We start from the raw sequence: 25,955 nt of genomic DNA, 5'->3' as shown, positions 1-25,955 counted from the left end.
TGCCGGCAAGCCGTTGCCTGCGACCGGATCACCTTCGCCCCCACTGACGAGATTTCCGATGAGCAGTTACAACGCCCCCCTTGCCGACATGCGCTTCGTCCTGTTCGACGTGCTCGGCGCCGAAGCCCAGTTCCAGCGCATGGGCTTCACCGATGCCACCCGCGACGTGCTCGACGCGGTGCTCGACGAGGCCGCGCGTTTCACCGAGACCGTGCTGGCGCCGCTCAACGGCGTCGGTGACCGTGAAGGCTGCAAGCTCGACCAGGCCACCGGCCAGGTCACCACGCCGCCGGGCTTCAAGCAGGCCTATGCGCAGTTCGTCGACGGCGGCTGGTCGGGCCTGACCTCGCCGGCCGAGTTCGGCGGCCAGGGCATGCCGCATGCGGCCGGCGTGCCGCTGAAGGAAATGATCGACGCGGCCAACCTGGCCTGGGGCAACTTCCCGCTGCTCTCGCACGGCGCCACCGAAGCGCTGCTGCACCACGGCGAAGCGTGGCAGCAGGAAGCGTTCCTCAAGCCGCTTGTCGAAGGCCGCTGGACCGGCACCATGTGCCTGACCGAGCCGCACTGCGGCACCGATCTGGGCCTGCTGCGCACGCGCGCCGAACCGCTGGCCGACGGCAGCTACGCGATCACCGGCACCAAGATCTTCATCACCGCCGGCGAGCACGACTTCACCGACAACATCGTCCACCTGGTGCTGGCGCGCCTTCCCGATGCACCGGCCGGGAGCAAGGGCATTTCGCTGTTCGTCGTGCCCAAGCGCCGCGTCGATCGCGACGGCAACCTCGGCGACGCCAATGCCGTGCGCTGCGGCAGCCTCGAACACAAGATGGGCATCCACGCCTCGGCCACCTGCGTGCTGAATTTCGACGGCGCCCAGGGTTACCTGATCGGTCAGCCGAACAAGGGCCTGATGGCGATGTTTACCATGATGAACACCGCCCGCCTCGCCGTCGGCCTGCAAGGCCTGGGCCTGTCCGACCGCGCCCTTCAGAACGCCCTGCGCTATTCGCGCGAGCGCCTGCAGATGCGCGCGGCATCGGGTCCGAAATACCCGAACAAGCCGGCCGACCCGATCATCGTCCATCCCGACGTGCGGCGCATGCTGCTGACCTGCAAGGCGCTGGTCGAAGGCGGCCGCGCCATGGGTTACGACGCGGCGCTGCAGGTCGACGTCGCCCACCATGCACCCGACGCTTCCGAGCGCGAACAGGCCGATGCACTGGTCGGTTTCATCACGCCGATCGTCAAGGCCTGCCTGACCGAATGGGGCGTGGAATGCACCTACCACGCCCTGCAGTGCTTTGGCGGCCACGGCTACATCGCCGAGCACGGCATGGAGCAGCTCGCCCGCGATGCCCGCATCACCACGCTGTACGAAGGCACCACCGGCATCCAGGCGCTCGACCTGCTGGGCCGCAAGGTCATGCAGCTGCAGGGCGCGGGAATGAAGGTGTTCCTGGGCCAGGTGGCAGCGTTCTGCGACGCACATGGCAATGACGCCGCACTGGCCGACTTCATCGCGCCGCTGCGTGAAAAGGCGGCGCAGTGGCAGCAGTTGACCGTGCAGGTCGGCAAGCGCGCCGCCGGCAATCCCGACGAGATCGGTGCCGCTTCCTACGACTACCTGATGTACTCGGGCTATGTCGTGCTGGCCTACTGGTGGGCGCGCAGTGTCGCCGCCGCCGAAGCATCGGCGCAGTCGCAGGCATTCAAGGACGACAAGCGCGCCACCGCGCATTTCTACTTCGCCCGCATCCTGCCGCGCACGCTGTCCCATGCGGCCGCGATCGACAGCGGCGTGGCGGGCCTGCCCGACCTGGCTGTCGACGTCGCCTGACGTCGACAGCCGCTTCACAGCGAACCTCGACTGCGGGCTTCCTCAGCCGCAGTCACGCCGGCAGGTACACAAAATGTAAACAAAGGCGTATAAGCTGGTTTCCAAATGGAGACCGATAGAACAACGCTTCGTCTGGTCAGAACTGGATCCAACCTGGGTCCGGACACTCCCTCCTTCGCTCCGCGCCCCGCACTCGACCGGCTCAACGCGGTTCGACTGCTCTCCCTTGATGCGCATGGCCGGGTCCTCGACTGGATGAGCTGGCAGGACGCAACCTGCCTCTACGTTCGCGGCGCTGTTGCCTGGACCCTGGGAGATCCCTGCCTGCAGGTGCACGGCGGCATCAACCGGATCAGCGGCGAGCAGAGCGTCATCGAGCTGCATCCGATCGTCGCCGCGCGCAGCCACGCCCGCACCCACGCACTCGACCCGACTCCGGCACTGACCAACGCCGCGCTGTTCGCGCGCGACGGTTACCTGTGCATGTACTGCGGCCACGACTTCAGCCGGCCGCACCTGACCCGCGACCATGTCATGCCGGTGTCGAAGGGCGGGCGCGACATCTGGGAAAATGTCGTGGCTGCCTGCTTCCACTGCAACTCGCGCAAGGGCAACCGGACCCCGCAGCAGGCGAGCATGCCGCTGCTGGCCGTGCCGTACCGGCCGAGCTGGGTTGAGCACCTGATCCTGTCGAACCGCAACATCCTCGCCGACCAGATGGCGTTCCTGCGCAATCAGTTACCGAAGAACGCGCGCCTGCAGGCCTGAACTCCGGTGCCGGGCGACCGGGCCGACGCACGCGTGCCTCCCCCCAGGACCAGACCCCATCGAACCGCTGGACCGTGATGCAGATCGCGGTTTTCCCGGGATCGCGCCGACAACTTAAATGCACACCTGACACAAAACGCTCACTTGCGACGCGTTGCGCGCGTTGACGACCGTGAAGGTGTCCGCAACACTCGCGAACCATTGCAATTCAACGGAAGCGACGATGCGCCTGACCCTAGGTCTGACGGGCATGGATCCGGCCACGGAGACCGCCCTGCAGGCGGCCTTCCAGGCTGCCAACGGTCGCCTCGGCGGGCGCTGGCAGATGCTGCCGGACACCCAGGCTGACTATGTCATCGTCGACATGGACAGCATGTACGGTCCGATGAGCTGGCTGCGACTGCACGCTGCCGGCAAGAGCGTGATCGCGCTGACCGTGTCGCAGCGCAGCCAGACCGACTTCCGCCTGGCCAACCCCTTCGATTCCAACAGCGTGGCCGCGCTGCTGCGCGAGATCGGCATGCAGGCTGGCGTCTCGTTCGACGAGGCCCCGGCAGCGGTTGCTCCGCCGGCTGCGGCGCCGGCGCCGGCACCGGCGCCCGCTCCTGTGGTGGCAGCCCCCGTGGCTGCGCCCGCACCCGCACCTGCACCCGCCGCGGCGGCGCCGCAAGCGGCACCGGCACCGGCACCGGTCGTCGAAGCTCCGCCCCCGGCCGCCCCCGTGGCTGCGCCGGCAGCGGCCGCCAAGGCGGCCCCGTCCGGCGCCGACACCCTGCTCGACTGGCTCGCCAACGATCGCCTCAAGGGCCGCATGCGCGTGCGCGGCGACGAGGTCGTCCTGGTCGACATCGAGCAGCGCAGCTACCACGGCCCGGCCGCGCTGAAGCCGTTGGCGCCGCTGTTCGAAGGCAAGCTCTCCTCGGCGGACTTCATCCCCGTCGATGCCGCCACCTGGGCCAGCGAGAGCGCGCGCCTGGGCGCGGCGATGCCGCTGTCGCGCCTGGTGTGGTTCGGCAACCTGCTGGCCGGCAAGGGCGCCCTGGCGCCGGAGCACGACCCGCAGCGCCGCTTCCAGATGGTCAAGTGGCCGCAGACCGAACGCGACTACCCCAAGCACTTCCGCATCGCCACGGTGATGATGAAGGGCCCGGCGCTGATCCCGGAGATTGCCGAGGCCAGTGGCGTGTCGGTGGCCGAAGTGGCCGACTTCATCAACGCCAACCTCGCCACCGGTTTTGCCGAGGTCGAGCGCGAGCCGGAGACGGTCGACGCCAGCAAGTCCGGCAGTGGCCTGTTCGGGCGCCTGCGCGGCCGCTGACGCTGTTGCGGGACCGGTTTGCCGGCCCTTTGCCGCGCCACCACGACGGAAACTGAACGGTGCGCCTTGCCCGCCCTCCACTGGGGCGGGACAATGGCGAACTTGCCGTCTGATAACGTCGTGATGATTGACCCGCAGCGCTATCCCCGCCTTTCCCGGATCGAAGTCCCGGCCGATCTGCGCCAGTTCCCGGAAGAGGAACTGCCGGCGATTGCCGACGAGCTACGCGCCTACCTGATCGAACAGGTCGCGCTGGTGGGCGGACACTTCGGCGCCGGCCTGGGCGTGATCGAACTCACCGTCGCATTGCACTGGCTCTACGAGACGCCGGTGGACCGACTGGTGTGGGACGTCGGCCACCAGACCTACCCGCACAAGATCCTCACCGGTCGTCGCGACAGCATCCATACCGTCAAGCAGAAGGACGGCGTGGCGCCGTTCCCGAAGCGCGAGGAAAGCCAGTACGACACCTTCGGCGTCGGCCACAGCTCCACCAGCATTTCGGCTGCACTGGGCATGGCCATCGCGCTGCAGCAGATGGGCGACGAGCGCAAGGTCGTGGCGGTGATCGGCGACGGCGCAATGACTGCCGGCATGGCCTTCGAGGCGCTCAACCACGCCGGCGGCATGGGCGTGGAGCCCGGTTCTGTCGAGCCTGACCTGCTGGTGATACTCAATGACAACCAGATGTCGATTTCCGAGAACGTCGGTGGCCTGACGCAGATGCTCGGCCGCCTCACCGGCAGCCGCACGCTCAACGCCATCCGCGAAGGCGGCAAGCGCCTGCTCGGCGACAAGAACAAACCGGCGGCGAAGTTCGTCAAGCGCTGGGAAGAACACTGGAAGGGCATGTTCGTGCCGTCCACGCTGTTCGAGGAAATGGGCTTCCACTACACCGGCCCGATCGACGGCCACGACCTGCCCGCCCTGCTGGCCGCGATGAAGACGCTCAAGACCCTCAAGGGTCCGCAACTGCTCCACATCATCACCACCAAGGGCAAGGGCTACGAACTGGCCGAAGGCGACCAGATCGGTTACCACGCAGTCGGCCCGTTCGATCCGTCGACCGGTCTGGTCAGCAAGCCGGGTGCGAAAAAGCCCACCTACACCGACGTGTTCGGCGAGTGGCTGTGCGACATGGCCGCGGCCGAACCGAAACTGCTGGGCATCACCCCGGCGATGCGCGAAGGCTCCGGCCTGGTGCGCTTCAGCAAGGAATACCCGCAGCGTTACTTCGACGTCGCCATCGCCGAACAGCACGCGGTGACGCTGGCGGCCGGCATGGCCTGCGAAGGCGCCAAGCCGGTGGTGGCGATCTACTCGACGTTCCTGCAACGCGGTTACGACCAGCTGGTGCACGACGTCGCCATCCAGAACCTGGACGTGCTGTTCGCGCTCGACCGCGGCGGCGTGGTCGGCCCGGACGGCGCCACCCATGCCGGCAACCTCGACCTGAGCTACCTGCGCTGCGTGCCGAACATGGTGGTGATGGCGCCGTCGGACGAGAACGAGTGCCGGCAGATGCTCAGCACCGGCTATCACTTCCATGGCCCGGCTGCGGTGCGCTATCCGCGCGGCACCGGCCCCGGCGTGGCGGTGCAGCCCACGCTCGATACGCTGCCGATCGGCAAGGCCGAGCTGCGTCGCCAGGGTTCGCGCGTCGCCCTGCTTGCCTTCGGTGCGATCGTGCCGGCGGCAGAGAAGGTCGCCGAGGAGCTCGGCCTCACCGTGGTCAACATGCGCTTCGTCAAACCGCTCGATCGCGCGCTGGTGCTCGAGCTTGCACGCAGCCACGATGGCTTCGTCACGCTCGAGGACAACGTGGTCGCCGGTGGCGCCGGCTCCGGCGTGGCCGAGCTGCTGGCCGCTGAAGGCGTCACGCTGCCGATCCTGCATCTGGGCCTGCCCGACGAGTACCAGCACCACGCCAGCCGCGAACAGCTGCTTGCCGAGGCCGGCCTGGACGTCGCCGGCATCCGTGGCGCGGTGCTTCATCGCTGGCCGCAGCTGGCTCAACCGGCGGCGCCGCGCACCGCCGCGATCTGACCGGATGTTGCCGTAGCCCGCCAGCAGCGCGAGCTACGGTTCTTCGACCGTATAGCCCCTGGCGCGCAACTGCGCGATATAGCCGTCGGGCTTGAGCAGCTCGCGCATCGGCAGCACCGCCAGACTGACCTGGTTGTTCTTCAGCGCCAGCTCGGCGGCGTCGAGCCAGCGCTCGCGCACCTGCGCCTCGATGTCGCCCGTGCGCTTGCGCAGCACCGCCGCCTGCGACACCGCCTTCAGGCAGACCTCGTTCTGGTCGGTGTAGGGCAAGGCCTTCAGGCTCGCGATGTCGCCGACTGCCCAGGCGTTGGCGCGCTCACGCATCACGCCCAGGTCCGACTCCAGCCGCTGCATGGTCTTGCTGAAGCAGTCGACGTCGTCGAGCTTGGACTCGCGAAATTCCTGTAGCGCGACCTTGGGATCCTCGATCACGATCGTCACGGTCGTGGTGGTCAGCGGCACCTTGTGCCGGCGCGCCATCTTCTCGACCACCGGCGACACCATGCCGTACTGCTTGAGCCCGACGTCGTCCATCGCATCGCTGTAGAGCTCCAGCGCCGCCAGCATCGGCCGCCATCCCTCGACGCTGCGGTCGTTGCCCATGTACTTGTGCTTGAGCACCTGCCAGCGCGCGTACATGTCCGGCGGCACGACCTCCTGCAGGCTTTCGCCGTTGGGGTTCTTGCGCGCGCCCAGCGCCTTCGGGGCGAGCAGCAACCTCTGGAACACGCCGATGTTGGAATCGATGCGCACGCTCGGCGCCTGGATGACTTCCTGTGCCCTGGCGATGACGTTCTCGACGTCACGCGACTCCCACTCCATGCGTTTTGGCAGCGGCGAAAGCGTCCCGAGCACGTACAGCATGTGATCGTCGCGGCTGACCTTCCACATGCCCGGCCCGGGCTGCACGCCGCTGACGACGAGCGTTTCCATGTCGCGGATCGGGGGCAGCGGCTCCTGCGCAGCGGCGGGTGTCGCGGCAAGCGTGAGAGACAGCGCAAGCATTGCGGGGGCAAGGCCAGATCGCATTTCCACTCCTGGTGGGACCGACATCGCGGCAATGGACCACGGCGCAGCGGGCGAGTTCAGGGCCAGCGTGCCTGCGCGAGGGCTATAGCGGCAAGCCGCCGGCCTTGGCCAGGGCGATTGCCACTTCACTGCCCTCGCCCAGCAACTCAAACCCTTCCCACACAAACCCGGGCGATACAGTGCAGGCGACCAACGTGTGCGCGCCCATCGGCCGCGCCGCCTGCCAGTGTCCCGCGGGCACAACGTGCATTGGCGCGCCCTGCCCGCTTCGATCGAGCACTGTTGAAGCCATCGCGCCGGATACAGGATCGAAGACGAGGAGTTCCACCGCATCACCTTGCTGCCAATGCCAGATTTCGTCGGCGTCGATGCGATGCCACTGGCTGACTTCGCCAGCGGCAAGGAGGAAGTGGATTGCGGTCAGCGCAGGTCGCTCGCGACCCAGACACACCACCGTAATTGCAGATTCGTAGATGCGGCGGAAGTGGCCGCCTTCGGGATGCGGTGTCAGTTGGAGGTCACTGATGAGATGTTCGGCGCGCGCATCCATAGGCCCATCGTACTGGCAGAAGGTGCAGAAGTCTGCGCGTCTGCGAACTTCCAAGGAGCGCGATCACTCCGCCACCGCTCTGATTGTGCCCTTGGTGGAGTGCTGGATTCAGACTTTTCTGATCGACACTCATGCATCAAATCTGATCTGTTGACGACGGTCGCCGCCGCTGTCTCGAATCGAGGCCGGCTAATGGCGCCCTTGGCAAGACAAGCCGCACCACGACGCGCCGCAGCCCCTTGACTCCCGGGATCGCCACATGCGCACAAATCCTTACTGGAGACCAAGCATGAAGAAGATCCTCGCGACCCTGATCCTGTGCCTGCCGCTCATAGCCATGGCCGCAACGCCGCAGTGCAGGAAAGGCAAGATCGACGCAGTCAAGTACAACAGCAACAACAGCATGACGGTCACGGTCAGTGGAATAGAGCTCTACACCGATCGCCAAGCCCTTCAGCCCTATCTGTTCGGCGCATACCTCACCGGCACAGTCATCACCATCTACACGACCGCGTGTCACTTCGGCGGGGGCTTTGCCGAGGTCACGTTCCAATGACCGGACCGATGCGACTCACGGCCAATGATCAACGAAGGACAGGGAGACTCAATCTTGGAAGGTGCCTCCTGCTGCTCGTCGCAATGGCCTCTCCGATGGTTTCGTTGGCAGTAAACCCGGTAACGGTGGTTTACCGGGCGGATGACCGCACGCTATCCCAGGTCAAGGAGGCCGGCGGCATGCGTCCATGGCGGGAAGGAACACCCGACGATGACCTGGCGCATCATTTTGAAGGAGAGTCCATCGAGGACCACAGCAGCAACTTCGTATCCACCACCTCAAGCCTGAGGTCTGTCGTCGAACACGCTGCATCTCTGGCTCGACCAAACAGTGAAGAGCCATTCGACGAAGAGTTCGTGACGCATATCTATGTGATCAGACCCGATGCGAACTTCTTCGACGTGGACGCATCACTGCAGGCCGCGCGGGATGCATCGCCCGCGGGCTCCACCAGACGGCAACGGTTGGATCGCCTCATCCGGGACTACACGGGCCTGGACGAGCTCGTAGCCCGGAACGGATTTGCGCACGATCAGATCCTCTCCCATGCCGTACTCAATGGCCAGATGCTAAGGCGCTATGGAGTATCGGAGGGATCGCCGCTGTTCTCGGTTGCGTTCTGGAGTGGTCGCTGGCAAAGCAATGGTGACTACGATCCAGCGCATGATTCAGACCACAGCAGCGACCTGGTCTACACCTCTGTGGACACGCCGCGGGGTTATTCGAGCCTCGTCGTCAATGGTTCGCAGCCGGCGGTGCCCATCAGCTTCACGTGCCAAGGGGTACACCCGAGCAGTCGCAAGAAGCGGTCAACCACTGTCGCCGACAACACCTGTGCGCCTCACCAGTTCATGGATACGCGGCGGGTCTTCTATGACAAGAAGCTGCTGTATTCCATCCTCGTGGTGAGGAAGCCCTCCCCATAGCGTGGCTTCGCAATCGATGACTCAAGGAAGGCCTGGCAATGCCGGGCCTTCCTTCGTTGGCTCGTCAGACAGCTTCGGCCCGGACCAGCCAGACTTCCCCACGCTGCGAGCGCGGCAGGCCACTCATCATGGCCAGCACATACGAAAGCAGATGCACCGGCAGTCCCAGCTTGCGCGCACGCGCGAACGGGCTGCCAACGCCCTCTTCGTGGCGCAGGGCGAAACCGGACTCTCGCAGCGCCTGGCTGAGTGTCCACGGACTGAGCGGGGTGATATGGCCTTGCTCGCGGTAGTCGGAATCGGTGAACCACTGATGCTGGCCACGACGCAGGAACAGCGATTGCGATACCGGGTTGGCGATGTTCGGCGTCGACAGCACCAGCTGACCGCCTTTGGGCATCAAGCCGCGCAGCTGGCGCAGCAGATGACGCGGGTTTTCCAGGTGCTCGATGATTTCCAGCGCAACGATGGCGTCGAATGGACCGGGCAGCCGTGCCGCGAATGCTTCGTTGAGGTCTGCCTGCACGAACGGAATGTCCGCGGGGCGAAACGTTTCGCGCAGCAGGTCGGTCGCCGTCATCTGGTAGCCGGCATCGTTCAGGCGCAGCGACAGCGCCCCGGAGCCCGCCCCGACGTCGAGGATGCGGACACCTGTCGGCACGGATCCTTCCAGCAGACGATGCGCCGCGGGATGCAGTTCCTTCGCGGCATAGATGGGCAGGCCGCGATAGTCATTGAGTCGACGGCCCTGGAAACTCCGTCGAAAGCTGTCTGCGCGCGAGTGGGTGTGGTCGATAGTGCTCATCGTTTGCCAACTTTCCCATCAATCGGGCCACTGCGCCAAGCGGCATAGGACTGAATGTTCGTGCGGCGTCCGGTCGCTCGACCCGATACCCGTTGCGTGGGATGGTCGACCCCAACGTCGACCGTGGCAATAGGGTGCAGAGCCTTGCTCGATGCACCCGGCAACAAATTAGTGGTCGGGACGGCCGGATTTGAACCGACGACCCTCTGCCCCCCAGGCAGATGCGCTACCAGGCTGCGCTACGCCCCGACGTGTGTTGCGATCCCCGCCTTGGCGGCGGGCGGCAAGTATAGCCGCTTGTTACCGTGTCCGGCCATCCGTGCGGACATCGACCCTGCAAGTTGCCGCGTCAGCGGCGCAGCAGCGTCAGGACCTCTTCGAGTTCCATCCGCACCTGCTTGATGATCTGCGAGCTCAGCGCGGACTCGTCCTTGGCCGATTCGCCTTCCAGGCGCAGGCGGGCGCCGCCGATGGTGTAGCCCTGCTCGTACAGCAAGCCGCGGATCTGCCGGACCATCAGCACCTCATGGCGCTGGTAGTAACGGCGGTTGCCGCGGCGCTTGACCGGATTGAGCATCGGGAACTCGGTTTCCCAGTAGCGCAGCACGTGCGGCTTGACGTCGCACAGCTCGCTGACCTCACCGATGGTGAAGTAGCGTTTCGCCGGGATCGGCGGAAGTTCACGGTTGCTGCCCGGATCAAGCATGCTTCACTCCTGCCGGCTTCGTACCTGCCTGTTCAACGCCGCTGAACGCTTCCACGCGTTCCTTGAGCTTCTGGCCCGGTCGGAACGTCACCACCGTGCGCGCGGAGATCGGAATCTCCTGGCCGGTCTTCGGGTTGCGTCCCGGCCGCTGGTTCTTGCGGCGCAGGTCGAAATTGCCGAAACCCGACAGCTTCACCTGGCGGCCCTGCTCCAGCGCCTCGCGCAGCGCGTCGAAGAAGGAATCAACAAATTCCTTGGCCTCGCGCTTGTTCAGCCCGACTTCGTCGAACAGGCGCTCGGCCATCTCAGCTTTGGTCAGTGCCATCTTTTTCTCGTCAACCTCAGCTGCGGATCACAGCGCCATGTTCGCGTTGCAGGGCCTCGGTCACCGAAGCCACCGTCGCGTCCACCTCACGGTCAGTGAGCGTGCGCGATTCATCCTGCAGAATCAAGCCCATAGCAAGACTTTTGAAACCCGGTTCCACACCCTTGCCCTGGTATTTGTCGAACAGGACGAGGTCGCGAAGGACGGTTCCGGCGGCCCGACGGACGGCGGCCGATACGTCGCCCCAGGTGACCTGTTCAGCGACGACGAACGCCAGGTCGCGGCGCACGGAGGGATACTTCGACAGCGCGCCAGCCTTGGCCACCGCACGGCTGAACAGCGGCTCCAGATCCAGCTCGAAAGCCACCACTTCGACGTCCAGGTCCAACGAGCGCTGCAGGCGCGGGTGCAGCTGGCCGATCCAACCCAGGTATGCACCGTCGCGGTAGACGTCGGCAGAACGACCCGGGTGCGCCCAGGACGGCTGCGACGGGCGGTATTCAAGGTTGGTGCCGGCGAGGGTCGCGAGGCTGTCCAGATCGCCCTTGAGGTCGTGGAAACCGACCGGACGGGCGGTCGTCGCCCACTGCTCGGCGGTTGCGTCGCCGCAGACGGCGGCGGCGATGCGCGGGGTCTCGCGCGGCGCGTCGGCGCCATTTGCGCTGAAGACATTGCCCAGCTCGAACAGGCGCACGCGCGGCTGCTGGCGCACGGTGTTGCGCGCCAGCGCGGCGACCAGGCCCGGCAGCAGGGCGGTTCGCATCACGCCCAACTCGGCGCTGAGCGGGTTGGCCAGCGGCACGGCGCCGTCGGTCAGGCCCCACTTCGCCAGCAGGTCGGCATCGACGAAGGCGTAGTTGACCGCTTCCAGGTAGTCGCGCGCGGCCATCTGGCGGCGGGCGCTGGCATCTTCGACCCGGGTTTCGCTCGGCGCGACCAGGCGTGCGGCACCGCTCGGCAGCGTCGTCGGGATCGTGTCGTAGCCGTGGATGCGCGCGATCTCCTCGATCAGGTCTTCCTCGATCGCCAGGTCGAAGCGGCGGCTCGGCGGGACCACGCGCCAGCCATCGGCGAGGATCTCGACCGACAGGCCCAGCGCGCGCAGGATGCGTTCGACTTCGGCATCGGCGACCTGCAGGCCCAGCACGCGTGCAAGTCGCGCACGGCGCAGCGTGATTGGCTGCGCGGGCTGCAGGTGCTCGGGCAGCACGGCCTCGATGATCGGGCCGGTGCTGCCGCCTGCGATGTCGAGGATCAGCTTCGTCGCGTATTCAACGGCGATGCGCGGGAGCTCCGGATCGACGCCGCGCTCGAAGCGATGGCCGGCATCGGTGTGCAGGCCGAGCTTGCGGCTGCGGCCGATGATGGCCTCGGGAACCCAGTGCGCGGCTTCGAGGAACACATGGCGCGTGTCATCGGTGACGCGCGTATCGAAGCCACCCATGATGCCGCCCAGCGCAACGGCGCGGGCACCGTTGCCGCCCCGGCTGTCGGCGACCACGAGGAACTCCCCATCGAGCGCGACGGTGCGGCCGTCAAGCAGCTTGAGCGCTTCACCCGCGCGCGCCGGACGCACGACGACGGCGCCTTCCAGCGCGTCCTTGTCGAAGGCATGCATCGGCTGGCCGAGTTCGAGCATCACGTACTGGGTGACGTCGACGAGGAAGCTGATCGGGCGCACGCCGCTGCGGCGCAGGCGTTCGGCCATCCAGGCAGGCGTCGCCACCGTGGCGTCGACATTGTCGATCACGCGGCCGACGAAGCGCGGCACGCGGGCGCCGGCCTGCAGCTCGACGGCCATCGTGGCATCGCTCTGCGCCGCGACCGGTGCGGCGTCGAATGCGCGCACTTCGCTGGCAAGCGCAGCGGCAACGTCGTAGGCGATTCCGCGCACGCTGAAGCAGTCGGCGCGGTTCGGCGTGAGCTTGATCTCGATGCTGGCGTCGGGCAGGCCGAGGTAGTCGGTGAGCGGCTGGCCGATGGTTGCGTCATCGGGCAGTTCCAGCAAACCGGAAGCATCGGCATCGATGCCGAGTTCCTTGGCCGAGCAGAGCATGCCGAACGATTCGACGCCGCGCAGCTTGGCAGCCTTGATCGCCATGCCGCCGGGCAGGCTCGCACCGACCATCGCCAGCGGCGCCTTCAGGCCCGGGCGGGCGTTGGGCGCGCCGCAGACGATCTGCACGGTGCCGTTGCCGGTGTCGACCTGGCAGACCTGGAGACGGTCGGCTTCGGGATGCTTTTCGGTGCTGACGATGTGGGCGACGACGACGCCGTCGAGCGATTCGCCCAGCACGGTGACTTCTTCGACTTCCAGGCCGATCGCGGTCAGCGTCGCGGCGAGTTCGTCGCGCGTCGCGGTGGTCGGCACATGCTGTCGCAGCCAGTTTTCGGAGAATTTCATCTGATGCTATGACCCGCTGATTCTGCTTCGTCGTCCCGGCGAGCGCCGGGATCCAGTTTGCTGTCGCGCTTACGCGAACTGCTTAAGGAAGCGCACGTCGTTGTCGAAGAAGCTGCGCAGGTCGTCGACGCCGTAGCGCAGCATCGCGAAACGCTCCACGCCCAGGCCGAATGCATAGCCGGTGTACTTCTCCGGATCGATGCCGACGTTGCGCAGCACGTTCGGATGGACCATGCCGCAACCGAGCACTTCCAGCCAGCGCGTCGAACCGTCCGGCTGCTGCCAGGCGATGTCGACTTCGGCCGACGGCTCGGTGAAGGGGAAGTAGCTCGGGCGGAAGCGCATCTCGAAGTCGCGCTCGAAGAACGCGCGCACGAACTCGGCCAGCGTGCCCTTGAGGTCGGCGAAGCTGGCGTGCTCGTCAACGAGCAGGCCTTCGCACTGGTGGAACATCGGCGTGTGGGTCTGGTCGCTGTCGCTGCGGTAGACCTTGCCCAGCGCGATCATGCGCAGCGGCGGACGGGTGTCCTGCATGTAGCGCACCTGCACACCGGAGGTGTGCGTGCGCAGCAGGCGGCCGTCGCCGAAGTAGAAGGTGTCGTGCATGGCCCGCGCCGGATGGTGCGGCGGGAAGTTCAGGGCCTCGAAATTGTGCCAGTCGTCCTCGATCTCCGGGCCGTTGCTGAGCTCGAAGCCCAGGCGCCCGAAGATCTCGGCGATGCGCTCCATCGTGCGGCTCACCGGATGCAGACCGCCGCGACCGGAGTCGATGCCCGGCAGGGTGACGTCGATGCTTTCCGAGGCCAGGCGCGAATCGAGCGCGGCATCGTCGAGGACGCGCTTGCGCTCGCCCAGTGCGTCGGTCAGAGCGTCACGCGCGCGGTTGATGGCCTCGCCGGCGCTCTTGCGCTGGTCGGCGGGCAATGCGCCCAGCTGCTTGAGCTGCGCGGTGACGCTGCCCTGCTTGCCCAGCAGGGCGACGCGCAGCGCCTCGACGGCGTCGGGCGTGTCGGCGGCGGCGATATCGCCCAGTGCCTGCTGCGTCAGTGATTCGATTCCACTCATTTGCCAGCAATCCCTCGGACAAAACGAAACATGGGGAAGGACTTGCGCCCTTCCCCATGCGTGTACTTCGTTGTGCCTCGGCGACACGATCCGCGCTGCGGACCGTGTGACCGGGCGAGCAACTTACGCCGCGAGCGCGCTCTTCGCCTTCTCTGCCAGCGCCGCAAAACCCTGCGCGTCGTGCACGGCGATGTCCGCCAGCACCTTACGGTCGAGGGTGATGCCAGCCTTCAGCAGGCCGTTGATGAAACGGCTGTAGCTCATGCCGTTGATGCGGGCAGCCGCATTGATGCGGGTGATCCACAGCGAACGGAAATGACGCTTCTTCTGCTTACGACCGATGTAGGCGTACTGCAGGGCCTTCGTGACCGCCTGCTTGGCGACGCGGAAGACCTTGCGACGGGCGTGATAGTAGCCCTTGGCCTGCTTCAGGATTTTCTTGTGACGGCGGCGCGCCGTTACACCACGCTTAACTCGAGCCATTGTTCAGTCCTCCTCAAAGATACGGCAGCATGCGGTCCAGACGGCCCGCGTCCTCGGCACGAACATGGTTCGTCTGCCGCAGGTTGCGCTTCCGCTTGGTAGCCTTCTTGGTGAGGATGTGGCTCTTGTTGGCATGGCCGCACTTGTACTTGCCGGAAGCGGTCTTCCGGAAGCGCTTGGCTGCCGCCCGATTGGTCTTGATCTTGGGCATTGCGATGTCCTTTCGGATGAATGTCACTGACCTGGGCGGTGGCTTTCGCCACACTTTCCGTCCTGCCCGTGTCGGCTTGTAAGTCGTTGATCTTGAAAGGATTCTACGACAGGTTCCTGGTACAGCACACAACAAACCCGGCGAACCGGGCCGCACATTATGCGGAAAGGTGGCCGGGCTTGCAAATGTTTTCTTTGAGAATCAGGGCTTTGGGCTGTTGAGGGCCGCTGCGGCCCTTGCCCTCACCCCGGCCCTCTCCCGTGCGCGGGAGAGGGAAAGACTCAGGTCTTCTTCTTCGGCGCGATCATCATGACCATCTGCCGGCCTTCCAGGCGCGGACGCGACTCGATCACGATGTCCTCGCCCAGGTCGGCCTCGATCCGCGCGGCCATCTCGCGGCCGAGCTCCTGGTGGCTCATTTCACGGCCACGGAAGCGGATGTTGACCTTGACCTTGTCGCCCTCTTCCAGGAAGCGGCGCATGTTGCGCAGCTTGATCTGGTAGTCGCCTTCGTCGGTGACCGGACGGAACTTGAGTTCCTTGATCTCGACCTGCTTGGTCTTCTTCTTCGCCTCGTTGGCCTTCTTCTGCTGCTCGAAGCGGAACTTGCCGAAGTCCATGACCTTGCAGACCGGCGGATCAGCGTTGGGCTGGATTTCGACGAGATCGAGGCCTTCTTCTTCGGCAATGCGCAGCGCTTCGTCGCGCGTCAGCACGCCTAGCATCTCGCCATCACTGCCAATCACGCGCACGCGCGGGACGCGGATTTCCTGGTTCTTGCGATTCGGCTTTTCGGGGGTACTGATGTTGCAATCTCCGGTATGGATCGTGCCGGCCGCCGGGGGTGGCAGCCGGACCTGGGCAGCTTAGGACTTATTGGATGCCCTCACTGCGCAAACGCGAGGCGAATTCGGAGACGGTCATCGTCCCGAGGTCCTCCCCTCCCCGCGTGCGCACAGAAATCTGGCCGTTTTCCTTCTCGCGGTCACCGACCACGAGCAGGTAAGGCACGCGCTGCAGGGTATGCTCGCGAATCTTATAGCCGATCTTTTCGTTGCGCAAATCGGCATCGACCCGGAATCCTTGATTTGCAAGGGTTTTCCGTACTTCGGCCACGTAATCGCCCTGGGCGTCGGTGATATTCATCACCACCGCCTGGATCGGGGCCAGCCAGGCCGGGAACTGGCCGGCGTGGTGCTCGATCAGGATGCCGATGAAGCGCTCCATCGAGCCGACGATGGCCCGGTGCAGCATCACCGGGTGGCGGCGCTGGCTGGTTTCGTCGACATATTCGGCCCCCAGGCGGCCCGGCATCATGAAATCGACCTGCATGGTGCCCAGCTGCCAGGTCCGGCCGATGGCGTCCTTGAGGTGGTATTCGATCTTGGGACCGTAGAAGGCGCCCTCGCCGGGCAGCTCCTCCCACTGCACGCCAGCTGCGCCCAGGGCGGAGCGCAGGGCGTTCTCGGCCTTGTCCCAGGTGGCGTCGTCGCCGAGGCGCTTGTCCGGGCGCAGGGCGATCTTGATCTGGATCTCACTGAAGCCGAAGACCTCGTAGACGGCCAGGGCCTGCTGGTGGAAGGCGCTGACCTCGGCCTCGATCTGGTCCTCGGTGCAGAAGATGTGGCCATCGTCCTGGGTGAAGCCGCGCACGCGCAGGATGCCGTGCAGCGCGCCGGAGGGCTCGTTGCGGTGGCAGGCGCCGAACTCGCCGTAGCGGATCGGCAGGTCGCGGTAGCTGTGCAGGCCGTGGTTGAACACCTGCACGTGGCCCGGGCAGTTCATCGGCTTGAGCGCGTAGGTGCGCTTTTCCGATTCGGTGAAGAACATGTTTTCCTGGTAGTTGTCCCAGTGGCCGGACTTCTGCCACAGCGACACGTCGAGGATCTGCGGGCAGCGCACTTCCTGGTAGCCGCTGTCGCGGTAGACCTTGCGCATGTACTGCTCGACGACCTGCCAGATCGACCAGCCCTTGGGATGCCAGAAGATCAGGCCCGGGGCCTCTTCCTGCAGGTGGAACAGGTCCTGCTGCTTGGCGATCTTGCGGTGGTCGCGCTTCTCGGCCTCTTCCAGCTGGGTCAGGTAGGCCTTGAGGTCCTTGTCGTTGAGCCAGGCGGTGCCGTAGATGCGGCTGAGCATCTGGTTGTTGGAATCGCCGCGCCAGTAGGCGCCGGCGACCTTCATCAGCTTGAAGGCGCGCAGCTTGTCGGTCGACGGCACGTGCGGGCCACGGCACAGGTCGGTGAACTCGCCCTGGCTGTACAGCGACAGGTCTTCGCTGGCCGGGATCGATTCGATGATCTCGGCCTTGTAGGCCTCGCCGAGGCCGCGAAAGAAGGCCACGGCGTCATCGCGCGACTTCACGCTGCGCGAGACCGGCTGGGCTTCCTTCACGATCTTCTGCATCTCCGCCTCGATCGCCGGCAGGTCCTCGGGCGTGAACGGGCGTTCGTAGGCGAAGTCGTAGTAGAAGCCGTTGTCGATGACCGGGCCGATGGTGACCTGCGCGCCCGGGTACAGGCGCTGCACGGCCTGCGCCAGCAGGTGCGCGGTGGAGTGGCGCAGCACTTCGAGGGCGTCGGGGTGCTTTTCGGTGACGATCTCAAGCGAGGCGTCGTGGTCGATGCGGAAGCCGGTGTCGACGAGCTTGCCGTCGACCTTGCCCGCCAGCGCGGCCTTGGCCAGGCCGGCGCCGATCGAGGCGGCGATCTCGGCGACGGACACGGGCTGTTCGAATTCGCGGCGGCTGCCGTCAGGAAGGGTGATTGCGATCATGAGGGGTCGTCTTGCTGGCGCGCGGGTGCGCGGCTTGGCGGTTGGAGATCGTCGGAAGCGGCAACAAAGTGCGCTCCCGGAAACGAAAAACGGCGCCGCGGCGCCGTCCTGCAGGGGCGTCGTCGGCGTTCAGCGATGGTCAGTGGTAGTGCTCATGTCGCACGCTGGACCGGCGGTTTTGCCGCGGGCCACCTCTGGGTCCTGCCTCCGGCCGATTGCCGGAGCTAGGGTGAAATAGTTGGGTCTTGGCGCGGCCAAGTCAACGCCGGAGCGCTGGCCGGTCCCTGTCCACGCGAAATTCCGTCCCCGGAAAGCAGAACGGCCGGGCTAGGCCCGGCCGTTCGCAACAGATTGGTGGGCGGTACAGGGTTCGAACCTGTGACCCCTACCATGTCAAGGTAGTGCTCTACCGCTGAGCTAACCGCCCTTTCGTTTCGCCACAAGTGGCTCACGAGGGCGCGCAGTTTAGCCCGTCGGAACGATGGCGGCAACACCCAATTTCAACGTTCAGGCGGCGAAGCCGGCGTCCTTCAGTTGCCGCAACTGGTCGCGCACCGCCGCGGCTTCCTCGAATTCGAGGTCGCGCGCGTGCTGGTACATCTGCTGCTCCAGCGTCTTGATCCGCGCCGCGAACTGGCTGGGGCTGAGCCTGGCGTACTCGGCCAGGTCCTCGGCGACCTTGCGCGCCTTGCCCCTGCCCTTCGCGGTGTCGCCCGGTTCGGCGCGCGCGCCTTCCATGACGTCGACGACGGCCTTGGCGATCGACTTGGGCGTGATGCCGTGCTCGAGGTTGTACTCGACCTGGCGCGCGCGACGACGGTCGGTTTCGTCAATCGCCTTCTGCATCGAATTGGTGATGCGGTCGGCGTAGAGGATCGCCTTGCCGCGCAGGTTGCGCGCGGCGCGGCCGATGGTCTGGATCAGCGAGCCGGCCGAACGCAGGAAGCCTTCCTTGTCGGCGTCGAGGATCGCCACCAGCGACACCTCGGGCATGTCCAGGCCCTCGCGCAGCAGGTTGATGCCCACCAGCACGTCGAACTTGCCCAGGCGCAGGTCGCGGATGATCTCCACGCGCTCGACCGTCTCGATATCCGAGTGCAGGTAGCGCACGCGCACGCCGTGCTCGCCGAGGTACTCGGTGAGGTTTTCGGCCATGCGCTTGGTCAGCGTGGTGATCAGCACGCGGTCGCCCATGGCGACGCGCTCGCGGATCTCGCCCAGCACATCGTCGACCTGGGTGCCGACCGGGCGGATCTCGACTTCCGGATCGACCAGGCCGGTGGGGCGCACCACCAGTTCGACGATCTGATCCTCGGATTTGCGCAGCTCGTAGGGGCCCGGCGTGGCCGAGACGTAGACGGCGCGCGGCGAGCGGCCTTCCCACTCCTCGAAACGCAGCGGCCGGTTGTCGAGCGCCGACGGCAGGCGGAAACCGAACTGCACCAGGGTCTCCTTGCGCGAACGGTCGCCCTTGTACATCGCGCCGATCTGCGGGACGGTCACGTGCGATTCGTCGACCACCAGCAACGCGTCCGGCGGCAGGTAGTCGAACAGGCACGGCGGCGGCTCGTCGGGCATGTGCCCGGTGAGGTGCCGCGAGTAGTTTTCGATACCGTTGCAGTAGCCGACCTCGGCCAGCATCTCCAGGTCGAACTGGGTGCGCTGGGCCAGTCGCTGCGCCTCGACCAGCTTGTTCTCGGCGTAGAGCTGCTCCAGGCGCATGCGCAGCTCGTCCTTGATCGTCTCGATCGCATCGAGCACGGTGCGGCGCGTGGTGACGTAATGCGAACCCGGATAGATGGTGTAGCGCGGCACACGACGCAGGGTCTCGCCAGTGAGCGGATCGAACACGCTCAACTGCTCGATCTCGCCATCGAACAACTCGATCCGCAGCGCCTCGGAGTCGCTTTCGGCCGGGTGCACGTCGACGACCTCGCCGCGCACGCGGTAGGTCGCACGGCGCAACTCGGTGTCGTTGCGCGTGTACTGCATCTCGGTCAGGCGGCGGATCAGCTCGCGCTGGTCGATGCGCTCGCCACGGACCATGTGCAGGACCATGCGGAAGTATTCATTCGGATCGCCCAGGCCGTAGATCGCCGACACGGTGCAGACGATGATCGTGTCGCGGCGCTCCAGCAGCGCCTTGGTCGCCGACAGGCGCATCTGCTCGATGTGCTCGTTCACCGAGCTGTCCTTCTCGATGAAGGTGTCGCTCGACGGGACGTAGGCCTCGGGCTGGTAGTAGTCGTAGTAGCTGACGAAATACTCGACCGCGTTGTGCGGGAAGTACGCCTTGAACTCGCCGTAGAGCTGCGCAGCCAGGGTCTTGTTGGGCGCCATGACCAGGGTCGGCTTCTGCACCGTCTGGATGATGTTGGCGACGGTGAACGTCTTGCCCGAGCCGGTCACGCCGAGCATGGTCTGCGATGCCAATCCGCTCTCGAAGCCGTCCACCAGGCGCGCGATCGCCTGCGGCTGGTCGCCCGCCGGTTCGTAGGGCGACACCAGCTGGAAGCCTGCGGGATGGAGACTGTCGTTCATCGGGCGATGGCTCCGGGCTAAACCTTCAGTGTAGTCGGAGCTGGAGATGGGGGCAGCGGCGGTGGATCCCTACCCCTGCCACCCGTGGCGGCCCGATCGGGTTCAGGGTGCGCGTGGAGGATATTTGTCCGCCCTTCGAATCGATCCGGGCGGCCATGGATATCGTCCTCAGGCACCGCGGCATCACCCTGGTCGAACTGGTCTGCACCCTGGCCGTGGTGGGTGTCGCGCTGGGTTTCGCCATACCCGCGTTCAGGCACGTGGTGGCAGAGGCCAGGATCAGCGCCGCACTGCATCGCCTGACGGTGTCGTTGGCCATTGCCCGCAATTTGGCCGTGAGCCATCGCGTCCCGGTGACGGTCTGCCCCAGCCACGACGGCGTGACCTGCAGGCAGGATCCGGTCTGGGATCAGGGTTGGATCGCCTTCCCCGACCCGCGCCGGACGCGGATCCCGACGTCGCCGGATCGGATACTGCTGCACGAGCCGGCGATCGCGCGAGGAATCTCGATACGCGGCTCGACGGGTCGCCACTGGTTGCGATTCCAGGCAAGTGGGCTGGGCAGCGGCAGCAACCTCGCCCTGCAGTTGTGCACGCAACCGCGACAGCAGGAAATCGGCCGCATCTACGTCAACCAGGGCGGCAGGATCCGCTCCGAACGCAGCCGCAAGCCCGTCTCCTGCAACCCGTCCGCGGATCTGGCCGCAGAATGCTTGACCCTGTCTGCGGAGGCATTACAATGCCCGTCCCCGCCCGAATAGCTCAGCCGGTTAGAGCACTTGACTGTTAATCAGGGGGTCGTTGGTTCGAGTCCAACTTCGGGCGCCAGATATCAAAGACTTGCGATCTAGGTCGCAGGTCTTTTTTTTTGCGCGCGGTTCGGCGGTAAACCGCACCGGCCGCGAGAGGCAAAAAAGGGCCCACATCGCTGTGGGCCCTTCGTCTTTTCAGACCTTCGTCTTTTCAGACATCAGTTACCAGCACTCGGCGTAACCACCCGCCGTACCGCTCTCGGTCTTCACACCGAGCTGGTTCAGCGTCAGCGTTGCGCACTTGGTGTCGCGCGCTGCCTGGCGCCCCTGCGGAACCGCCTGCACCGTATACGAGCGCGTGGCCGATGCGGAGATGCTGAAGGTATAGAAGTTCGTCAGATCCGAGCTGCAACCACCGGCGGGCAACGCCGCGCCGGTGTACTTGAGGTTGGTCGTGTAATAGCGCTCCATGAACTGCGCCTGCTGGACCAGGCATCCCGCCGCCGCCGAGCGCCGCGTCTTGATGACGTGGTTCTGGTAGTTCGGATAGGCGATCGCCATCAGGATGCCGATGATCATCACCACGATCATGACCTCGATCAGGGTGAAGCCCGCCTGGCCTCTTGCGTCGGCACGGTTCGAGCGCGAATGGATCTGGCTCAGGTTGGTCATTGTCAGTCCTTGATGATTTCGCGCCAGGAGATACGGCCGTCCTGGACCAGTCGCTTGATCTTGACGCTGCCGGTGGTGCCCTTGGAACCGCCCACCACCACCAGGTTCTCGAGAACCGTCGGATCGGTCGGCATGCCCACGCCCAGGTCGATGGAGCCGACCGGGATCTTGGTGGCGCCGGTGCCGGTGCCGGACGTCAGCATGTCGGAGAGGTTGAACTCGCCGTTGCCGTCGGCATCGAAGAACGGGTTGCTGACGGCCGAGCCGGTGAACAGATCGACCGCGTTGACGAAGCCCTTGCCCGTCACGTCGCAATCGCTGCTTTGCGGAATGATGCTCGAGGCGACCAGCACCGAACCGCCCACGACCACCTGGTTGCCGACCATGCGCTCGCCGTCGGCGACATCGTTTGGCGGCGTCAGCAGATCGATGTACCAGCCCTTCTTGCCGGACATGTCGCCGGTGGTGGCCTTCTCGAACGAGCGCACCGTGCGATCGATGCCCGTGCTCGCGTCCGTGATGACACCGGCGACGACGATGTCGCGCGCCTTGAGCTGGCTGCGCCCGGTGGCGCCGCTGTCGACCATGCCGTACCAGGTCTGCACCGAGAGGTCGTCCTTGTCGCCGGCGGTGATGTAACGGCCGGTGCCGAAGAACACCCAGGGTTCGAAGGTGTACGGGTTGAACGAGACCGTGATGCCGCCGGTGACCGGCTGGGCGTTGCCGGAACCGTCCTTGGCCGAGTAGATCGGCGCGGCCGTGGTGCCATAGACACCCCAGGAACTGGAGGCGATGCCGGACAGGTCGAACTTCCAGACATTGCCGTTCAGATCGCCCGCGTAGACGTAGTCGACGGTGCCGTTGCCATCGGTATCCACGCCGGTCGGCGCCGACAGACCGTTGTTGAGCGCGTCACCGGTGCGGAAGGTGTCGATCTTCTTGATCTGTGCACCGGTCGTCAGGTTGACGATGTAGAGGACGGAATGCTCGCTGGTGCTGTTGATGCCGTTGGGGATGATCGCGGCCATGTCGCCGTTGTTGAGCTTGGCGATCAGCGGCTTGCCAAGGACCATGCCCATGTCGTTGTCGCCGGCGAACTCCCACGCCTTGCCGGTGCTGGCGAAGGTGGACGGGTCGCTGACATCGAGCCCGTAGACGCCCTTGCCACCGCGGCCGAGCGTGCCGACCAGGTAGTTCTTGCCCGGGGTCTGGCGGCGGTTGGACACGACCACCGGACCGTCGACGAAGTAATGGTGCTCGAAGTTGGTCAGCGCGCTCAGGCCCTTCAACGTCGTCATGTTGATCAGGTTGGGCACGTAGTTGAACAGCTCGGTGCCACTGCTGGCGTTGAAGGCGTGAAGCATGCCGTCGTTGGAACCGATGTAGACCGTTTCCACCACGGTGGTACCGACGGTCTCGCGGACGTAGGTCGGCGACGAGTTGACGATGTCGCCCAGCAGGTGCGTGCGCCGGCGGTACACCGTGCCCTCACCGGTGCGATTGCCCTTCACATAATTGGCGATCGCGGTGGTCAGCGTCGTTTCCTGCGTGCTGGTCGGGAACGTCGTCACCAGGCCGCCGTTGGACGAGCCCAGGGTGTAGATGTTGCTGCGCTGCGTCGTGGGCAGGTTGGTCGTCGCACGCCAGCTCAGCGTGTTCTGCACGCCGTCGGCGGTCACCGGATAGGCTTCGACCTCGCCGTACCACTCGCCGGACTTGTACTTGGCGACGAAGGCGCGGGTGTCGCTCTGCAACCCGGTGCTGGTGACGGTGACGTTCGAACCGGAATTCTCGCGGGCAATGATCTCCGACAACGCCGACTGCAGCGCCTGCGAGAACTGCTCGGGATTGTTGGCGATCGCGAAGGTGCCGTGGCCGTTGACCGCAGCGTGCAGCAGGTCGTCGATGCGTTCCTCGTCTTCGGCATCGGTCGGGTCAGGCCACGTGAAGGAGCTGGCGCCATCGGCCAGCACCTGGGCGACGCTGGTCTGCGGCAACGTGCCCTTCTGTCCGATCGAGACGCCGAACGTCACCATGTGCTGCCAGAACGCCGGGTTGGCGGTCGAGGCGGGCACGATGTTGGACATGTTCGGCATCAGGTCCTTCTTCCAGTACTCCATCGCCACGTCGGCCAGGGTCTGGGACTTGCTGTCCCGGTAGGGCGCGGACGGCGAGTAGGTCGGTGAGCCGCCGATGTTCGGGCCTGCCGTGCCGTCGGAGTTGCCGACGTCGACCAGGCCATCGTTCCAGTAACCGTCGGTGGTCAGCAGCGCGTAGTTCTGACGGCAGGCCAGCTGGTTGGTGGTGGCCGGCCCGTAAGGACCCGAGGCACCCTTGGCGCCGGTGGTGGCGTCGCTGTAGTACTGGCCGATGCGGTTGAGCGCGGTCTGCAGCGGCGTGCGGCCGCTGCCGGTCGCTGCGTGCAGGCGGTTGAACCAGTCGGTGCGGTTGGTGGAAGCGGCGGTGCCGGTAACGTCCTCGAACAGACCGTTATGGGTAGCCACCGGGATGTACTTGGTCGAGCGGTTCCAGATGGTCGTGTAACCCACCCGGTACTTCGAACCGGTCAGCGCGCTGAATGCCTCGCTGGCGCCGGCCTTGGCCGCTTTCATGCGGGTGCGGTGATAGGAGTACCAGGTCGCGTAGTTGGTCTTCTCGGCGGCCTCCGAGCGTCCCGTCGGGGTCACCCGGGTGCAGTTGCGCCAGCCCAGGCCACCGCTCGTGGAGCAACCGATGCCGCTGCTGCTGTTGTCGACGTAGGTGACATTGAGGGTCAAGCCGGTGAAGGCACTGCCGCCGTCGGCGTAGATGCCGACGTGGTAGACGCCGCCCGCGGTCGGCGAGGAGATCACACAGGAGTGATCGCGGCCGCTCTGCGTCTTGGAGCAGTCGGAGGTGCCCGTCGTGGGATCAGCGCCCAGCCTGATGTACAGGTCGGGGTCGCCGCCGCTGCCGCCGCTGGTGGTGAAGGTCAGGTCCTTGGACTGCGCCGGAGCCGTGACGTTGACGTAGAACCACTGGCCCGAAGACTTGCCGATGCTGCCCTGCGACAGCAGGCTGAGCGCCGGCGGTGCGGTGCCGTCGAGGTACTCGCTGCGGTAGATCGTGCCATCGGTCAGGATCTGGAAGCGGTAGAAGTCCGCAGTGGCCGTCGACGTCTCAACCGCGGCCGACTTGGGTACGTAGAACGTCTGGACGCTGTTGCCCAGGTTGGTGGTGGTGCCCGATGCCAGGCTCAGATCGCTGTAGGCGGAATCGTAGGCAGTACCGCCGGTGAGCGTGGTGCCGGCAGCGTTCTTCCAAGGCGTATAGGTGATGCTGGGCTTGTACGAAAGCGTGTTGAGCGTGTACGTGGCGCTCTCGATGCGGACCGGCGAGGTGCGCGCCGGATCGTCGGGCATCGTCGTTTCCTCCATCGAACCGGAGTCATCGAGGATGAACATGATGTTCGGCGGCACCGGCGAGGCCGACTGCAGCGGGGTCGGTGGAATGACCAGCGCGGCGTGGCCGGGGAGCCCTGCCAATGTCGCCATGAAGCCAAGGCCCACGGCGTAGAAGCGGCTGCGGCTGCCACGGAGCGCCGCGCGCTTGCGATTGGTGTCGGTATGCAAGGTCATCTCCCCAGGCCTCAGTAACGGCGGTAGATGGACTGCAGGAGAACCTGCGAGCGTCCATCGGCCTTGTAACGTGCGCTGATGCGGTAACGATGGCCCATGCAACCGGGCTGCACCTCACCAGCACCGCTGGTCACCTTGTCGCAGTTGTACCAATTGGGAAATTCCCCGAGGTACTCGACCAGGTATTGCAGGTCACTCGCGGTGCCGACGGCGAGGTCGTTCTGTGTTCCCGTGCCGATCTTCGCGGCCGTCACCCAGCCGTCGTCGGCGAGGGAGCGATCGGCACCGTTGACCGGCCGGCCGCAGACGCCACCGGGATTGCTGCAATCGGTGGCCGTGGGTATCGAGGTCAGGCCGGCCGCGACCGCCTCGCCCTGGCGCAGCGCGGACTCGGCGGACTGGAAGGCCAGGCTGCGGTCGAACAGGTTGCCGCTCATGCGTTCGCCGAGCAGCGTGCCGCGCAGGCTCGCCAGTCCCAGCAGCGTCATGATCAGCAACAGGATCAACACCACCAGCAGCGCAATGCCGCGCTGCGAGGCCATGGAGGGTACGGGGCGGCGCAT

The 25,955-nt window shown here is 65.7% G+C and carries 22 protein-coding genes and 3 tRNA genes; 8 read left to right on the top strand and 17 right to left on the bottom strand.

The features are described 5' to 3' along the window. The first annotated feature begins 58 nt into the window (after nt 1–58). From AC1DER_RS16690 to dxs, 4 genes are all read left to right on the top strand, one after another. The gene (locus tag AC1DER_RS16690; RefSeq protein WP_477248042.1) at nt 59–1,843 is read left to right on the top strand and encodes an acyl-CoA dehydrogenase C-terminal domain-containing protein; all 1,785 of its coding nucleotides are present in this window, start codon (nt 59–61) and stop codon (nt 1,841–1,843) included. Between the two features lie 105 nt (nt 1,844–1,948). Beyond that, nucleotides 1,949–2,611 (top strand): HNH endonuclease, encoded by a 663-nt coding sequence (locus tag AC1DER_RS16685; RefSeq protein ID WP_441815129.1) that lies wholly within the window; start codon nt 1,949–1,951, stop codon nt 2,609–2,611. Between the two features lie 223 nt (nt 2,612–2,834). Further along, complete coding sequence (locus AC1DER_RS16680) at nt 2,835–3,929, top strand: hypothetical protein (protein ID WP_477358176.1); 1,095 nt, start codon at nt 2,835–2,837, stop codon at nt 3,927–3,929. A gap of 123 nt (nt 3,930–4,052) precedes the next feature. After that, the gene (gene dxs / locus AC1DER_RS16675) at nt 4,053–5,975 is read left to right on the top strand and encodes a 1-deoxy-D-xylulose-5-phosphate synthase (RefSeq protein WP_477246078.1); all 1,923 of its coding nucleotides are present in this window, start codon (nt 4,053–4,055) and stop codon (nt 5,973–5,975) included. 33 nt (nt 5,976–6,008) lie between these two features. Here the strand turns inward: dxs and AC1DER_RS16670 are convergent, their stop codons facing one another. Both AC1DER_RS16670 and AC1DER_RS16665 read right to left on the bottom strand, forming a co-directional pair. Further along, the gene (locus AC1DER_RS16670) at nt 6,009–7,004 is read right to left on the bottom strand and encodes a TraB/GumN family protein (RefSeq protein WP_477246076.1); all 996 of its coding nucleotides are present in this window, start codon (nt 7,002–7,004) and stop codon (nt 6,009–6,011) included. A gap of 82 nt (nt 7,005–7,086) precedes the next feature. Further along, nucleotides 7,087–7,554 (bottom strand): cupin domain-containing protein, encoded by a 468-nt coding sequence (locus AC1DER_RS16665; RefSeq protein ID WP_477246074.1) that lies wholly within the window; start codon nt 7,552–7,554, stop codon nt 7,087–7,089. Nucleotides 7,555–7,843: 289 nt separating this feature from the next. On the opposite strand from AC1DER_RS16665, the gene AC1DER_RS16660 reads away from it, so the two are divergent. Continuing rightward, nucleotides 7,844–8,110, top strand: a complete 267-nt coding sequence (locus tag AC1DER_RS16660) for a Shiga-like toxin beta subunit (protein WP_477246072.1) — start codon at nt 7,844–7,846, stop codon at nt 8,108–8,110. An 83-nt stretch (nt 8,111–8,193) separates the two neighbouring features. Continuing rightward, nucleotides 8,194–9,036, top strand: coding sequence for a hypothetical protein (locus tag AC1DER_RS16655; protein ID WP_477246070.1), 843 nt, complete (start codon nt 8,194–8,196; stop codon nt 9,034–9,036). Nucleotides 9,037–9,100: 64 nt separating this feature from the next. Here the strand turns inward: AC1DER_RS16655 and AC1DER_RS16650 are convergent, their stop codons facing one another. From AC1DER_RS16650 to uvrB, 12 genes are all read right to left on the bottom strand, one after another. Continuing rightward, a complete protein-coding gene (locus AC1DER_RS16650; RefSeq protein ID WP_477246068.1) occupies nt 9,101–9,841 on the bottom strand; it encodes a class I SAM-dependent methyltransferase in 741 nt (246 codons plus the stop codon). 172 nt (nt 9,842–10,013) lie between these two features. Next, nucleotides 10,014–10,090: transfer RNA gene (locus AC1DER_RS16645), tRNA-Pro, on the bottom strand. A 100-nt stretch (nt 10,091–10,190) separates the two neighbouring features. Beyond that, complete coding sequence (locus AC1DER_RS16640; RefSeq protein WP_158733140.1) at nt 10,191–10,547, bottom strand: MerR family transcriptional regulator; 357 nt, start codon at nt 10,545–10,547, stop codon at nt 10,191–10,193. Further along, nucleotides 10,540–10,872: an integration host factor subunit alpha gene (locus AC1DER_RS16635; protein ID WP_441815137.1), complete on the bottom strand. Its 333-nt coding sequence runs from the start codon at nt 10,870–10,872 to the stop codon at nt 10,540–10,542. Before AC1DER_RS16635 ends, AC1DER_RS16640 begins: the two co-directional genes overlap by 8 nt. A gap of 16 nt (nt 10,873–10,888) precedes the next feature. Further along, nucleotides 10,889–13,276, bottom strand: a complete 2,388-nt coding sequence (gene pheT / locus AC1DER_RS16630; RefSeq protein WP_477246065.1) for a phenylalanine--tRNA ligase subunit beta — start codon at nt 13,274–13,276, stop codon at nt 10,889–10,891. A gap of 69 nt (nt 13,277–13,345) precedes the next feature. Then, a complete protein-coding gene (gene pheS / locus AC1DER_RS16625) occupies nt 13,346–14,341 on the bottom strand; it encodes a phenylalanine--tRNA ligase subunit alpha (RefSeq protein ID WP_441815139.1) in 996 nt (331 codons plus the stop codon). Nucleotides 14,342–14,464: 123 nt separating this feature from the next. Beyond that, entirely contained in the window at nt 14,465–14,824 is a 360-nt protein-coding gene (gene rplT, locus AC1DER_RS16620) for a 50S ribosomal protein L20 (RefSeq protein ID WP_158733136.1), read from the bottom strand. Between the two features lie 13 nt (nt 14,825–14,837). Beyond that, on the bottom strand, nt 14,838–15,035 hold the full coding sequence (rpmI, locus tag AC1DER_RS16615; protein ID WP_027083463.1) for a 50S ribosomal protein L35: 198 nt from the start codon (nt 15,033–15,035) through the stop codon (nt 14,838–14,840). Between the two features lie 281 nt (nt 15,036–15,316). Then, entirely contained in the window at nt 15,317–15,841 is a 525-nt protein-coding gene (gene infC / locus AC1DER_RS16610) for a translation initiation factor IF-3 (RefSeq protein WP_441815233.1), read from the bottom strand. 67 nt (nt 15,842–15,908) lie between these two features. After that, a complete protein-coding gene (gene thrS / locus AC1DER_RS16605; RefSeq protein WP_477246060.1) occupies nt 15,909–17,810 on the bottom strand; it encodes a threonine--tRNA ligase in 1,902 nt (633 codons plus the stop codon). Nucleotides 17,811–18,162: 352 nt separating this feature from the next. Next, a tRNA-Val gene (locus tag AC1DER_RS16600) sits at nt 18,163–18,237 on the bottom strand. Between the two features lie 80 nt (nt 18,238–18,317). Further along, on the bottom strand, nt 18,318–20,351 hold the full coding sequence (gene uvrB, locus AC1DER_RS16595) for an excinuclease ABC subunit UvrB (protein ID WP_477246058.1): 2,034 nt from the start codon (nt 20,349–20,351) through the stop codon (nt 18,318–18,320). A gap of 155 nt (nt 20,352–20,506) precedes the next feature. On the opposite strand from uvrB, the gene AC1DER_RS16590 reads away from it, so the two are divergent. Then, nucleotides 20,507–21,112, top strand: coding sequence for a GspH/FimT family pseudopilin (locus tag AC1DER_RS16590; protein WP_477358172.1), 606 nt, complete (start codon nt 20,507–20,509; stop codon nt 21,110–21,112). Further along, nucleotides 21,103–21,179, top strand: a tRNA-Asn gene (locus tag AC1DER_RS16585). The genes AC1DER_RS16590 and AC1DER_RS16585 overlap by 10 nt, the downstream gene beginning before the upstream one ends. A 146-nt stretch (nt 21,180–21,325) precedes the next feature. Here AC1DER_RS16585 and AC1DER_RS16580 read toward each other — a convergent pair. Genes AC1DER_RS16580 through AC1DER_RS16570 form a run of 3 tightly spaced genes read right to left on the bottom strand, consistent with a single transcriptional unit; the run spans nt 21,326 to nt 25,955 of the window. Next, the gene (locus AC1DER_RS16580; protein WP_441815147.1) at nt 21,326–21,775 is read right to left on the bottom strand and encodes a type IV pilin protein; all 450 of its coding nucleotides are present in this window, start codon (nt 21,773–21,775) and stop codon (nt 21,326–21,328) included. Nucleotides 21,776–21,777: 2 nt separating this feature from the next. Continuing rightward, nucleotides 21,778–25,392: a PilC/PilY family type IV pilus protein gene (locus AC1DER_RS16575; RefSeq protein WP_477358170.1), complete on the bottom strand. Its 3,615-nt coding sequence runs from the start codon at nt 25,390–25,392 to the stop codon at nt 21,778–21,780. A gap of 11 nt (nt 25,393–25,403) precedes the next feature. Further along, nucleotides 25,404–25,955, bottom strand: a complete 552-nt coding sequence (locus tag AC1DER_RS16570) for a pilus assembly PilX family protein (protein ID WP_441815149.1) — start codon at nt 25,953–25,955, stop codon at nt 25,404–25,406.

Source organism: Lysobacter sp. 05T417 (assembly GCF_056396405.1).
Note: the sequence above shows the minus strand (reverse complement) of the source record. Positions and strands in the feature narration are given on the sequence as shown.